Origin of the sequence: Paraburkholderia sediminicola (genome assembly GCF_902859805.1) — a bacterium.
Lineage (GTDB): Bacteria > Pseudomonadota > Gammaproteobacteria > Burkholderiales > Burkholderiaceae > Paraburkholderia > Paraburkholderia sediminicola.
Genome location: NZ_CADIKC010000019.1, coordinates 1 through 12,791, shown reverse-complemented (window position 1 = coordinate 12,791; position 12,791 = coordinate 1). Strand labels below are relative to the sequence as shown.

The window sequence follows — 12,791 nt, the reverse complement described above, 5'->3', positions numbered from 1 at the left end:
CATGAGTGCTTCCGTATCCCTCGCTCAGTCCCACTCCTTCCGCGTGGACACTCACGCGCACGTCTTCGAAAGAGGCTTGCCGCTCACGGATAGCCGTCGCTACGCGCCGGACTACGACGCAACGCTCGACACGTATTTGCAACTGCTCAACACGCACGACATCGGGCGCGCGGTTCTGGTACAGCCGAGCTTTCTCGGGACAGACAATCGCTACCTGCTGCAAGCACTGTCGCGAGATACGCACCGTTTAAGAGGCGTAGCGGTCGTTGCGCCCGACGCTTCGGAGGAAGCGCTGGCCGACCTGCACGGTCGAGGCGTAACCGGCATACGGCTCAATCTGATCGAGCAGGCATTGCCGGATCTTGGAGCAAAATCCTGGACGCCGTTGCTCGAGCGATTATCGAAGTTGGGTTGGCACGTCGAACTACACCGGAATGCGCAGGACCTGGCACCGATGCTCGATCGCTTACTGGAAGCCGGCATCCCCGTGGTCGTCGATCATTTCGGACGCCCGGATCCTGCGAAAGGTATTCACGATTCTGGCTTCAGGAGCTTGCTCGGTTATGGCGGAACAGGTCGCGTGTGGGTCAAGGTCTCGGGTGCGTACCGATGTGCGGCTCTGGGTTCGAGTTTTGTGCATGAGGCGACGAGCCAGCTTGTCGAACACTTCGGCGCTGGGCGGCTGATGTGGGGAAGCGACTGGCCTCATACTCAGTATGAGCATGTGATGAACTATGGCCAGTCGTTATCGACGCTATTGGAAATCGGCCTGGACGCGGCGGTGGTCGACGCGATTCTTTGCACAACCCCTGCGCTGTTCTACGGATTCGATCAGGAATCCGGGAACCGCTGCGCGAGTTCCGCGCGAGTCGCACCGAGCCACAACGCCACGGCATGCGCACCAGGGTCAGCGTAACCTAGCGCGCGATCACCGACATAACTCGACCGCCCACGCCGCGGATGCATCGACGCGGTTTGCGCCGTACCTTCGGTTGCAGCATCGACCGCGGCTTTCAATGCTGCATCGAGCCCACCTTCCGACTTTGCGAGCGCGGCTTGCAACGCATCGGCGGCAGGCTTCAGTGCATCGACCATTGTGCGATCGCCCGGATGCGCACCGCCTAACGCCATCAATCCCGCAACGCCTTCACTGAACGCCGCTGACCACACCCGCGCCGACGATTCATCACCGGCCTGCTCGAGCGCGACCGCGGCACGCAGCAACATCACCGCGTAAAGCGGGCCCGACGTGCCGCCGACCACGCGCCGCACCGTTGCGGACAGGCTGCGCAACACAGCGCCCGGCGCTGTTTCCGCAGGATAGGTATCGAGCTCATGAAGAATGCCGCGCGCCCCACGCGACAGGCTGATGCCGAGGTCGCCATCTCCAACGCGCTGATCCATGTCGGTCAAGGTCGGCTCGGCTTCGAGCAGGCAAGCGCAAACGGCTTCGATCACGCGGCGCAACGTCGCTTCTCGCGCGAGCGTCGCGCCGTTCGCGTGATCCGGCGCGGCAGGCGCGGGCCGCACGGAAACCTGCGCGACGCGGCCGCTCAACGCGGGCCATGCGGTGGTGTGCGCGGCAGCGTCGAGCCAGCAGAGCCGCTCATCGTCCACGCGCAGCAGCGTCAGCGAGACGCCCGACATCTCAAGCGCGCTCAGGAACGTACCGGACCACGCGCGCTCCACATGGATGCCGCGTGCCGCCAGATAACGAAGCGCGGCCCCGGCCACGATGCTCAATTCACTCGAAGGCGTGCCGCCGAGATTGTTCACCAGCAGGGCCACGCGCGCGCCAGGTTGCAACGACAAGTCACCGGCGATCTTCGCCAGCAGCCTTTCGACGATCGCGTCGGCCGGTTCCAGCGCGCCGCGCTCCACACCGGGTTCGCCATGAATGCCGAGACCCCATTCGATTTCGCCATCGGCCAGTTCGAAACCCGCCTTGCCCGCAGCCGGCACCGTGCACGGCGTGAGCGCAACGCCCATCGTGCCGAGCGAAGCGGCCACGTCACGCGCGATCTGTGCGACCTCCGCTAACGGACGCCCCGCTGCGGCGGCCGCGCCGGCAATCTTGTGAACCAGCACGGTCCCGGCGAGCCCGCGACGGCCCGCATGGTCACCACTCGCTGCCAGCGCGACGTCGTCGGCGACGATGACCATTTCCACAGGGATACCTTCAGCACGCGCGATCTCGGCGGCGAGGCCGAAGTTGAAGCGGTCGCCCGTGTAGTTTTTCACGATCAGTAGCACCCCCGCGGCGCCGGAGACGGCGCGAATTGCATCGAGCACGGCATCGGTGGAGGGCGACGTGAACACCTCGCCCGCTACCGCTGCGCTCAGCATGCCGTGGCCTACGTAGCCGCCATGAGCCGGTTCGTGCCCCGAGCCGCCACCGGAGATCAGCGCGACTTCTCCACGGGCGGCAACCGACTCGGCATCGGCACGCACGACGATCGTGCTGCCTTGCAACAACGAGAGATTGGGATTGAGCGCCGCGAGTCCGTCGAGCATGTCCGGGACGAATGCGGAGACGTCGTTGATGAGCTTCTTCATTGCGTCAGCTTCCTTTTAAGCTGCCGGCCCTGTGTTGCGAGCTCACGGCAGTTTATGCAGTTGCGAGACCTGGAGGCTCAACTGTACCGCGCATCGGGAGAATGTGACGTGAAGCGGTGACGGTGCTCAGGCGGACACTTCGGCTTGGTGACGGCGGTGCGCCAGTGAAAATGCGTCGATATGCAGCGACCGCGCGACGGTATCAGCGAACGAGTCAAATCGTGGCGAAATACGGGCAATGCAAAGGGGAGAAACTGACAGGACAGCCGCACGATGATGAAGTGCGCCGATGTGATGCGAGAACATGACAGTAGACGAAAGCGGAGCCGCTTTCGTCTACGTCACATATGCGTTGGTAGGCTCGATTGGATTCGAACCAACGACCCCCACCATGTCAAGGTGGTGCTCTAACCAACTGAGCTACGAGCCTTTAGAGGCGCGAATTATAGAGACTCCGGACGCGTCGCACAAGCCCTGCAGGGCAAGTATGTTTGCTAACGAGTGTCCGTCGATTCATCGTGCGGTTCGTTGTTCAACCCGCTTCAGTTTGTCGACGCCCATTCGGTCTGCGCGTCCAGCGGAAACACCGGCCGCTTCACGTGCTCGAACTTGAACAGCCCGTAATCTGAACTCGTCACACCACGGCTATCGCACTCCACCAGGCCGGCGGCGATCGGCACGAAAACCGGGCGGCAGTACATGCGTGATTTGAGCAACAGGAAACGCGCCCGGCGCGGATCGATGCCGACACTCTCGAATACACCGAGGTCCCATGGTTCGTGCGTGCGCTCGGTCATCACGAGCTTGACTGTGCCGGTGTCGAGCACAGCAGCGCGCCCCATGAACGCACGCTGACCTGTGTAGGTCGGGCCGCTGATCACGTACTCACCATCGGTCAGCGCACGCACCACACCGGTCACGGCAACCGGCGGCTGCGGCGTCACCGCGCTGCTTGCGACCTTGTTGCCGATCGTCACCGTCACCGTGCTGCCGACGCCCGCCGCCATCAGCGCAGCGACAGCCTGCGGATCGCACAACGGCCCGCTCACGACTCCTTCTAGCTTCTGCTTAAGCGCTTCCTCCAGCAGGTCCATCGTGTCACACGTACCGCCCGACATGCAGTTGTCGCCGTGATCGAGCAACAGGACCGGTTTGTCCGCGCCCTGTGCGAGCACTGCGGCCTGCGCGACCGACTCCGCCAGCGGCGCGCTGCGATAAACGAAATCCTCGCGCTCGTTCCAGATCTGTTGCGCGATGCGCTCCGCCACGGCTTGCGCTCGCGCACGGTCACCGTTCGCCACCACCACGACGCTGATACACGGCGCCTCGATATCGGCGAGTGAGAAGCCGGACAGCACCGACACCGCGAGCATGCCTTCGGCCTCCGCCTCGCGTGCGGCTTCTACCGCACGCTTCATCGCGCCTTCGGCCGTCGCACTGCGCAGCGTATGCGTGAGCAGCGGCGGCTGGCGCCATGCGATCACCGGCTTCGCCCTGCCGTGGATCAGGTCGAACAGCAGACGCGCCGCATGCGCGCCGGTCTCGTACATATCGACGTGCGGATAGGTTTTGAAACTGACGATCACGTCGGCGTTGTCGATCATCTTCTGCGTGACGTTGCCGTGCAGATCGAGTGCGACGGCAATCGGCGCATCAGGCAGCGCGGCGCGCACGCGTTCGAGCAGATCGCCTTCGCCGTCGTTCGTATTCTCGGCGACCATTGCGCCGTGCAGGTCCAGCATCACCGCATCGCAGTCCGTTGCGGCCGCAACGATTGCATCGCAGATCGCATCGTACGCAGCGGCTTCGACTGGTCCGCTCGGATTGGCCGATGCGGAAATGGGCGTCACGATTCCGGCATGCTCGCGCTCGGCTGCGTCGATGAACGCGGCCATGGCCGTCTGCATGCCCTTATTTTCGTTGAACGCGTCTTCGCCATAACTCGGGCCATTGCGACCGAACGCTGCAAGCGGCGTGGCCACCGGCGAGAACGTGTTGGTCTCGTGGTTCATCCTTGCAATCAGGACTTTCATGCTTCCGTGCCCCCCGTCGTTTGCGCGGCGTTCAGCATCGCTTGCAAGAGCACGTTACAGCCGGCTTCCAGATGGTCTGCGCGCGCGTCTTCGATTTCGTTGTGGCTGATGCCGTCCTTGCACGGCACGAAGATCATCGCTGCAGGTGCAACGCGCGCGAGATAGACGGCGTCGTGGCCCGCGCCGCTGATGACGTCCATCGACGAAAAGCCGAGCGTGTCCGCGCCCTGCTGAACCGCGGCGACCAGGTCCGCCGCGAACGGTTGGGGCTGGAAATACACCACTTGCTCGACGTCGACCGTGATGCCGGCCTTCTCACCCGCAGTCGCGCAGGCAGCGCGTAGTGCAGCATCCATCTCTGTGAGCGAGGCATCGTCAGCGGCTCGCAGATCGACCGTCAGGGTCACGCGGCCTGGAATTACGTTACGTGAATTCGGATGCACGTCGAGCCAGCCGACCGTCCCGCGCCCGTGCGGCGCATGATCGAGGGCAATGCGATTCACCGCGTGAATCAGATCCGCCGCGACGAGCAATGCGTCGCGGCGCAGTTCCATCGGTGTCGGCCCGGCGTGCGCTTCCATGCCGTGCACTGTCACGTCGTACCAGCGCTGGCCTAACGCGCCCTGCACGACGCCAATCGTCGTGTCATGCGCCTCCAGTACCGGCCCTTGTTCGATATGCGCTTCGAAATACGCGCCGACTGCATGAGGCTTTGCGCTGTCGCCGGCATAACCGATTGACGCGAGTGCGTCGCGCACCGAAATGCCCTCGCGATCGCGTTGTTCGAGCGCATGCTCCAACGTGAACGCACCGGCGAACACGCCTGAACCCATCATCACCGGCACGAAACGCGAGCCTTCTTCATTGGTCCACACCGCGACTTCCAGCGGCGCGAGCGTCCTTATGTTGGCGTCGGCCAATGTGCGCAACACTTCAAGACCAGCCAGCACGCCGTAATTGCCGTCGAACTTGCCGCCCGTCGGTTGCGTATCGATGTGGCTGCCGGTCATCACCGGCGGCAGGTCGTCACGCAAACCCGCACGACGCGCGAAGATATTACCGATCGCGTCGACCCGCACACTGCACCCAATCTCCTTCGCCCACGCTATAAACAGGTCGCGCGCCTTGCGGTCCAGTTCGGTCAATGCAAGCCGGCACACACCGCCTTTATCCGTCGCGCCAATTTGCGCGAGTTGCATGAGACTGTCCCAGAGCCGCGCGCCGTCGACGCGCAGATCAACGAGCGTCGCGACGGGTGTTGATTCATGAACTTGCATCGATGCTTCCTCGTAATGAAGACAGCGTAGGCGTTAGACAACGCCCACGCCGAGATAACGGTCCTTGATCGAATCGTCGGCGGCGAAGGAAGCGTTGTCGCCTTCGTAGACGATCACGCCTTGTTCGATGATGTAGTGACGATCCGCGAGTTGTGTGCAGACTTCCAGATTCTGCTCGACCAGCAGAATCGCGACGCCCGCTTCACGGATCAGTTTGAGTTGCGCGACGATCTCTTCGACGATCACCGGCGCAAGACCTTCAACGGGCTCGTCGAGCATCAACAGCCGCGGATGATTCATCAACGCACGGCCAATCGCGAGCATCTGCTGTTCGCCGCCGGAGAGTTGCGCACCACCGTTTGTGCGCCGCTCTTTCAGGCGTGGAAATATGCGGTAGATGTCGTCGAGTTGCCACGGCGAATCCTTGCGTGCGCCGAGTCGCAGGTTTTCCTCGACAGTCAGCAGACGAAAGACGCCACGATGCTCGGGCACGAAGCACACGCCGCGCGAAGCGATCTTGTGCGGCGGCATGCCGTTGATTGTCGCGCCGTTGAACGTCACCGTACCGCGCTGCGGTGTGACGACGCCGGCAATGCCTTTAAGCGTGGTCGACTTACCCGCGCCGTTACGACCCAATAGCGTGACCGTCTCACCATCGTTGATTTGCAGGGACACACCTTGCAGGATGTGACTCTTGCCGTAGAAGCCGTGAATCTGCTGAACGTCGAGAATCATGCGCGGCCTCCAGTGATCATGTTGCCAAGGTAGGCGCTGCGTACGCGCTCGTCACCGCGAATATCGTCCGGGCGCCCTTCCACCAGCACGCGCCCCTGCTGCATGACGGTGATCGTGTCGGAGATGTCCATCACGATGCCCATGTTGTGTTCAATCAGCACGACGGTGTAATCGTCGCGCAGACCGCGTATCAACTGCTTCATGTCATCGAGGTCGTCGATGCCCATGCCGGAAGTCGGTTCATCCAGAAAGATTGCCTTGGGCCGCGCTGCGAGCGCCATGCCGACTTCGAGTCGGCGCTGCTGACCATGCGACAGCGCACCCGCTGGCGCCTCGCTAAAGCGCTGCAACGCGAGGCGTTCAAGCACACTGTCGACCGTGTCCGCGTGGGTGAGAGCGCCGTGCGGCGGCGTCCATGCGTTCAGCGCACGCACCGCGTCGACACCTTGCGCGGCGAGCCGCAGATTTTCGCGCACGCTCAGATTGGCGAACAGGCTCGTCACCTGGAACGAACGCGCGACGCCGCGACGCACGCGCTTATGGTCGGGCTCATGCGTCACGTCGTGACCGTCGAAAATGATCTTCCCGTCGGTGATGGGCAACGTGCCCGTCAACACGTGAAACAGCGTCGTCTTGCCCGCGCCATTCGGACCGATCACCGAATGCACGGTGCGTGGCATGACGCGCAGATTGACTTCGGAGAGCGCTGTGAATTTGCCATACCGCTTCACCACGCCGCTCGCTTGCAGAATCGCTTCGCTCATACGCGCTCCCTGGTTGCGTGGTTGCCTGCGTCGTTGTCAGCGTCGGTTGGCCGGTCGCGCCGCAGCGCCTGCCAGATTCGTTCGCCCAAACCCCATAGCCCGCGCTGCATGAAAAGGCTAACGGCGATCAGCACGATGCCGAGCAGCAACAACCAGCGCGGCCATAGCGTGGACAACCAGTCGGCGAACAACACATAGAACGCTGCGCCCAGCACCGACGCGAACAGATTGCCTGTGCCACCGATCACCGTCATCACGAGAATCATCTCGCTCGTGTGGTAATCGATATTGGACAGCGGCGCGATGCCGGTCATCAGCGCGTGCAACGCGCCAGCGAGGCCCGTCACCGCGCCGGAGATCACGAATGCCATGAGCTTGAATCGTTTAACGTCGTAGCCGACTGCGGCCGCACGCGCCTCGTTGTCGCGGATCGCCAGCAACGTGCGGCCGAATACCGAGTGCGAGACACGCATCAGCAACCAGAACACCACGAGGAACAGCACGGCGACAAAACCGTAGTACTGCCATGGCGAAGCCAACGGCACGAGTGCCTTGCCGAATAGCCCCAACGCCGGGCGCGGGATGTCGAGCAGACCATTGTCGCCACCGGTCAGATCGGGCGTGGTGTAGGCGAGGAAATAGAACAACTGCCCGAATGCGAGCGTCAACATGACGAAGTACGTGCCGCGTTGACGAATCGAAAACCAGCCCACCAGCGCAGCGGCAGCCGCACCGATCACGGTCGCAGCAAGCAGCGCCACGGGTATCGGCATGCCTGTTTTGGTCAGGACGAGGCCCGCGCAATAGCTGCCGAGTCCGAAGAAAATGCCCTGTCCGAACGAGAGCAAACCCGTATGACCGAGCAGCAGATTGCAACCAAGTGCGGCCAGCGCGAACACCAGGACTTCCGTGGCTAACGATCCGGAACGCAGCGTCAGCGGCAATACACACACCACCAATAACGCAAGCAACAGGAAGCGATAGCGATGCAGCGCGTGCTTCAAACTGCGTTGAGCCGGCCGGGAAGATGCGTCTTGTGCGATAGGCTTCGAGGTATCGATCATGCTGCTCTCCCGAGCAGGCCGTTCGGCCGTAGCAGCAGCACGGCGGCCATCGCGACATAAATCATCAGCCGTGCGCCTTCCGGCCACAATGTACTCATCACGCTCTGCACGATACCGACCAGCAGTCCGCCTACCAATGCGCCCAGAAAGTTGCCCATTCCGCCGACTACCACCACGACGAACGCGACGCTGAGCGCCTCGATGCCCATGAACGGATCGACGCCGCGAATCGGCGCGGCGAGCACACCGGCCAAAGCGGCAGTGGCGGCGCCCAGCGCGAACACCAGGCTGAAAACGCGCATCACATTGATGCCGAGCAACGAGACCATTTCCGTCGATTCACTGCCGGCGCGCACCGCGCTACCGAGCCGTGTGCCCTCCAGCACCCACCACAACAGCGCAGCCAGCACAGCCGTGAAGCCGATCACAAACAGGCGGTACTTCGGATACACGAAACTGCCCCAGATCACCACGCCGTTCAGCATGTCGGGAACCGGTACGTTGTCGCCGAGCGGCCCCCAGACCAGGATCGCACATTCCTGCACGACGAGGGCGAGACCGACCGTCACAAGAATATGAAACTCATGCTGTTGCGCGTAGACGTGCCGCAGAATCAGCTTCTCGACGATCCACGCAAGCGCGCCGACGACGATCGGCACAACGACGAGTGCGGTCCAGAAATTCATCGACCACTGCATGGCCTGATAGCAAAAGTACGCGCCAAGCAGATAGAACGCACCGTGCGCGAAATTCACGAAGCGCAGCAGGCCGAACACGATCGACAAACCAACCGCGAGCAGGAAATACAGCATTCCCACTCCGATGCCGTTGACGATCTGCAGGAGATAAACGTTCATGGCGTCCGTCTAAAGGGTGTGGCGATGGAGTTTCGCTAATGAGCGTGCCGCGTTGCTTGCGGCACTGATGCATCAGGCCATCTTGCAGCCGGTCTTGTCGAGCGGGAGGAACGACTGGCCGGAGCTCACGATATCCGCGTAGTCGTCGGCGTTTTTCATCTTGTTCTTCGCCTTGCCCTTCAACAGATAGTAGTTCTTCAGTACCTGATGGTCGCCCTTGCGGACTTCTTCCGGACCGGTCAGGCCGTCGTACTTCATCCCCTCGAGCGTTGCGACCACTTTCTTCGGATCGACTGTGCCCGCTTTCACGATGCCGTCGAGCAAAATCTTTGTGCAGATATAAGAACCCGCAAGGCTGTAGTTGGGATTGGCCTTGAACGCGGCATTGCTGCGTTTGACGAGGTCGCGGTTGAGCGGCGAGTCGATGTCGTGCCAATACTGTGCGCCGAAATAGACGCCTTCACACAGGTCTGCGCCGAGTGATTCGAACTGCTCCAGGCCGGAAGCCCACGCGAGCAGAATCGTGCAATTGTTCTTCATGCCGAAGCTCACGGCCTGACGCAACGTATCGGACGATTGCGAACCGAAGTTGAGAATCAGCAGGACGTCAGGCTTCGCGGCGACTGCATTCGTCAGGTAACCGCTGAATTCCTTCTCGTTGAGCGAGTGGTAGCTATTGCCCACGTGCTCAATGCCCTTCTCCTTGAAAATCGCCTTGGCCGCCGATAGCAAACCGTCGCCGAATACGTATTGCGGCGTGATGGTGTACCAGCGTTTTGCTTTCGGCATCATCTGGATCAACGGACGCACAGTCTGTTCAATCGCGCCGTAGGTCGGCACGGACCAGCGGAAAGTCGCGTCATTGCAGTCCTTGCCGGTGATTTCGTCCGCGCCGGCTGTGGTGATAAAGATGCCACCGGCCTTCTGCACTTCCTTGCCCATTGCCAATGCTTCGGACGACAAAATACCGCCCGCGAAGAAGCGTGCATTCTTTTGCTGTGCGATTTCCTGCACGCGACGCACGGCCGTCGCGGGTTTGCCCTCCGTATCGAGCACCGTGTACGCGAGCGGTTGACCAAGTACCTTGCCGTACTGCTCGATAGCGAGCTTCATGCCGAGGTCGGCATACTTACCGTTCGCCGCGAACGGGCCCGACATCGGCACCGGACAGGCGAACTGCAAGGTCCCGGCCTGCGCGAACGCGCTACGCGCGACCAACGTCCCCGGAACGGCCGACAGCGCGGCCAGCTTCAACATATTTCGGCGATTCAAAATTACGCTCCTTAAGAAAGAGACACGCACTGACCGACTGCGAAACTGAAAGACTGCGCAAGCGACGACGAAGGTCTGCTGGCCGCCGAGAAGTTTTCCACCACTCCGGCTTTGTTCTATTTATCATGATAAATAGGTTGGACTCGATCGTAGGTACAATAAATTCGAGTGTCAATAAGGCAAAATTCCTGGCGGCAGCGGCGCGGCGTTTCGTGCCATGACGAGCCCGGCGGTCCGTCGAAAGCGTGCAGGACAAAACTGGGAGTAACGAAGATGACCATCGACCGCGCCAAAGCTGGCGCCGCGATTGAGATCAAGCAGCAAAAGCGTGGCGATCTGGTCGCCGAAGAGATCAAGCGGCTCATCACGGAGAAGGATCTGAAACCAGGTGACCGCCTGCCGCGCGAGGTGGAACTGCAGCAGCTCTTTTCGGTAAGCAAAAGCACGATTCGCGAGGCGCTGAAGTCGCTCGAGGTGCAAGGTCTCATCAAGGTGACCACGGGCCCAAGCGGTGGCGGCATGGTGGTTGAGGTGCCGCTGGATCGCACGCTACAGCTCTTGCAGAACTACCTGTTCTTCAAGGATGTGTCGATCGACGACATTTACACCGTGCGCAAATTGCTGGAGCCGGAGTTGGCGGCAGGTGCGGTACCGCATCTGACGGAGCAGGATTTCGAGGCGCTCGAAGCGAGCATTGCATGCTGCGACCGGCCGGCTTCGTCACATGGCGGACAGGACATCGTTCGACAACGTCAGGAAGACGTCAACTTTCACGACATCCTTGCCGCGGCGAATCCCAATCCGTTCCTGCGGTTCAGTTGCGAGTTGATCAACGAAATGATCCGGCAACTGATCGAATTTCGTAACGACACACCGCAGGTGGAACATGAACGTTTCGGCCTCGCCAACGTGAAGATCCACAAAGCGATCACGAAAGCGGCACGGGAACGTGACGTGGAAAAGGTGCGCGAACTGATGGTGATCCACATGACCGAGGCGCCACGCTATGTGAAGCGGATGAAGGGCAAGTTGCGTGGACGGCTGATTCTCGATTCGGAGATTCGCCGGCGCGTGAGGGCGCGCAGTGTCGCGCCGGTTGATGAGACGGATGAGGAGTGAAGCCGTTTGACGGATGTCTCGGCTGGTTGGCGCGGCGTCTGCAATGGAATGTGGGGGGCTTATGTACTAGCGGCGTGTCCACGGCCGACTAAACCTCCAGACGTAACGGCCAGGCAGGCCAGGCATGTCCGAAATCGCCATGGTGCGGGACCCGGTAGTTCGAGAGGCTGTCCGATTCGACGCTGCGACAAAACGAGGGGAATCGGAGAAAACCGTGCAATCGAGATGAAAGCTCGGATGCACCGGTCAATCTATGCCGTTTGGATTAAGACAGCCATCCCACCGCTTTCGACGACCAAATTGGGTTGTGGCAGCCGCGTAATAAGGACTCAACCTTTTTCCGGCCGCGCCGTTATTGCATCTGCACAGGCATAACACTGGACCGTCATGGCACAACCTATTCCGTTTTCCCGCAAAACTGGCGCTGCACGTGCTCGGCATGACAAAGCCATGCTGTTGCCCATCGCACGGCAGGTCGCCGACGACCTTGCCCTGCGCGTGCATCTGGCGCTCGACGCCTTGCGCCGGGGTGCCGGCAGCACGAGCGATGCGCAAACGCTCACGCAGGTCATGTTGTTGACGGGTTTTCTGGCTGAATCGGGTTTTGGCTCGACGACGGGCGAAAAGATCGGTGCGGCGGAGAGAGCCGTGTCGGCGGTTTTCGACACCGGCCGTGAGACCGGCGAGTGGAGATTGGACAGTGCAGGGTTCGCGCTTTTCGCCGAAATCGCATCGGACTACGATCGGCAACTGCACAGCGCGCCCCTTTGGGCGATCACCGATGCCAGCGAGCGACTTGACCGCTTCACCGCAGGCTTGTCATATCAGATGCCTGTGCGGAAAAGGGCTTAAAACTTGATGAAATGATGCTGGACTGTGGGGGACTACCGTCGGTAGTTTTGTGGCATACGGATAGGAGTTACGTTGGCAAAACAGGCACCATAGCCGACAGGTATTTCACTGCAGTAGATTTGCGCCGGTAAACGCAGAAACCCCACCTTTTTGGGGTGGGGTTTCTGATGCTGCAGGGGAGCCTGACGATTACCTACTTTCACACGGGAATCCGCACTATCATCGGCGTGGAGTCGTTTCACGGTCCTGTTCGGGATGGGAA

11 protein-coding genes and 1 tRNA gene are annotated in these 12,791 nt (G+C 61.3%); 3 read left to right on the top strand and 9 right to left on the bottom strand.

Going from position 1 to position 12,791, the window contains the following annotated elements:
• The first annotated feature begins 1 nt into the window (after position 1).
• Positions 2-916, top strand: coding sequence for an amidohydrolase family protein (locus R8871_RS36230; RefSeq protein WP_175054714.1), 915 nt, complete (start codon positions 2-4; stop codon positions 914-916).
• Here the strand turns inward: R8871_RS36230 and dhaK are convergent.
• From dhaK to R8871_RS36185, 9 genes are all read right to left on the bottom strand, one after another.
• Positions 832-2,556: a dihydroxyacetone kinase subunit DhaK gene (gene dhaK / locus R8871_RS36225; protein ID WP_175054713.1), complete on the bottom strand. Its 1,725-nt coding sequence runs from the start codon at positions 2,554-2,556 to the stop codon at positions 832-834. The two genes, R8871_RS36230 and dhaK, sit on opposite strands and share 85 nt — an antisense overlap.
• Positions 2,557-2,909: 353 nt before the next feature.
• A tRNA-Val gene (locus tag R8871_RS36220) sits at positions 2,910-2,986 on the bottom strand.
• A gap of 112 nt (positions 2,987-3,098) precedes the next feature.
• Positions 3,099-4,589, bottom strand: coding sequence for a M81 family metallopeptidase (locus R8871_RS36215; RefSeq protein ID WP_175054712.1), 1,491 nt, complete (start codon positions 4,587-4,589; stop codon positions 3,099-3,101).
• Positions 4,586-5,866, bottom strand: a complete 1,281-nt coding sequence (locus R8871_RS36210) for a Zn-dependent hydrolase (RefSeq protein ID WP_175054711.1) — start codon at positions 5,864-5,866, stop codon at positions 4,586-4,588. Before R8871_RS36210 ends, R8871_RS36215 begins: the two co-directional genes overlap by 4 nt.
• 33 nt (positions 5,867-5,899) lie before the next feature.
• Complete coding sequence (locus R8871_RS36205; RefSeq protein ID WP_175054710.1) at positions 5,900-6,601, bottom strand: ABC transporter ATP-binding protein; 702 nt, start codon at positions 6,599-6,601, stop codon at positions 5,900-5,902.
• Positions 6,598-7,365: an ABC transporter ATP-binding protein gene (locus R8871_RS36200; protein WP_175054709.1), complete on the bottom strand. Its 768-nt coding sequence runs from the start codon at positions 7,363-7,365 to the stop codon at positions 6,598-6,600. The genes R8871_RS36205 and R8871_RS36200 overlap by 4 nt, the downstream gene beginning before the upstream one ends.
• Positions 7,362-8,429: a branched-chain amino acid ABC transporter permease gene (locus tag R8871_RS36195; RefSeq protein ID WP_175054708.1), complete on the bottom strand. Its 1,068-nt coding sequence runs from the start codon at positions 8,427-8,429 to the stop codon at positions 7,362-7,364. The genes R8871_RS36200 and R8871_RS36195 overlap by 4 nt, the downstream gene beginning before the upstream one ends.
• A complete protein-coding gene (locus tag R8871_RS36190) occupies positions 8,426-9,286 on the bottom strand; it encodes a branched-chain amino acid ABC transporter permease (RefSeq protein WP_093646663.1) in 861 nt (286 codons plus the stop codon). Before R8871_RS36190 ends, R8871_RS36195 begins: the two co-directional genes overlap by 4 nt.
• Before the next feature lie 72 nt (positions 9,287-9,358).
• Positions 9,359-10,558: an ABC transporter substrate-binding protein gene (locus tag R8871_RS36185; RefSeq protein WP_175054707.1), complete on the bottom strand. Its 1,200-nt coding sequence runs from the start codon at positions 10,556-10,558 to the stop codon at positions 9,359-9,361.
• Between the two features lie 273 nt (positions 10,559-10,831).
• On the opposite strand from R8871_RS36185, the gene R8871_RS36180 reads away from it, so the two are divergent.
• A complete protein-coding gene (locus R8871_RS36180; protein ID WP_175054706.1) occupies positions 10,832-11,677 on the top strand; it encodes a FadR/GntR family transcriptional regulator in 846 nt (281 codons plus the stop codon).
• A 387-nt stretch (positions 11,678-12,064) separates the two neighbouring features.
• Positions 12,065-12,529: a hypothetical protein gene (locus tag R8871_RS36175; protein ID WP_175054705.1), complete on the top strand. Its 465-nt coding sequence runs from the start codon at positions 12,065-12,067 to the stop codon at positions 12,527-12,529.
• Positions 12,530-12,791: the final 262 nt, after the last annotated feature.

Excerpts from the sequence above, each read along its gene's own strand:
- R8871_RS36215 (WP_175054712.1), bottom strand. The coding sequence starts at position 4,589 with ATGAAAGTCCTGATTGCAAGGATGAACCACGAGACCAACACGTTCTCG.
- R8871_RS36210 (WP_175054711.1), bottom strand. The coding sequence starts at position 5,866 with ATGCAAGTTCATGAATCAACACCCGTCGCGACGCTCGTTGATCTGCGC.
- R8871_RS36205 (WP_175054710.1), bottom strand. The coding sequence starts at position 6,601 with ATGATTCTCGACGTTCAGCAGATTCACGGCTTCTACGGCAAGAGTCAC.
- R8871_RS36230 (WP_175054714.1), top strand. The coding sequence starts at position 2 with ATGAGTGCTTCCGTATCCCTCGCTCAGTCCCACTCCTTCCGCGTGGAC.
- dhaK (WP_175054713.1), bottom strand. The coding sequence starts at position 2,556 with ATGAAGAAGCTCATCAACGACGTCTCCGCATTCGTCCCGGACATGCTC.
- R8871_RS36195 (WP_175054708.1), bottom strand. The coding sequence starts at position 8,429 with ATGATCGATACCTCGAAGCCTATCGCACAAGACGCATCTTCCCGGCCG.
- R8871_RS36190 (WP_093646663.1), bottom strand. The coding sequence starts at position 9,286 with ATGAACGTTTATCTCCTGCAGATCGTCAACGGCATCGGAGTGGGAATG.
- R8871_RS36175 (WP_175054705.1), top strand. The coding sequence starts at position 12,065 with ATGGCACAACCTATTCCGTTTTCCCGCAAAACTGGCGCTGCACGTGCT.
- R8871_RS36180 (WP_175054706.1), top strand. The coding sequence starts at position 10,832 with ATGACCATCGACCGCGCCAAAGCTGGCGCCGCGATTGAGATCAAGCAG.
- R8871_RS36200 (WP_175054709.1), bottom strand. The coding sequence starts at position 7,365 with ATGAGCGAAGCGATTCTGCAAGCGAGCGGCGTGGTGAAGCGGTATGGC.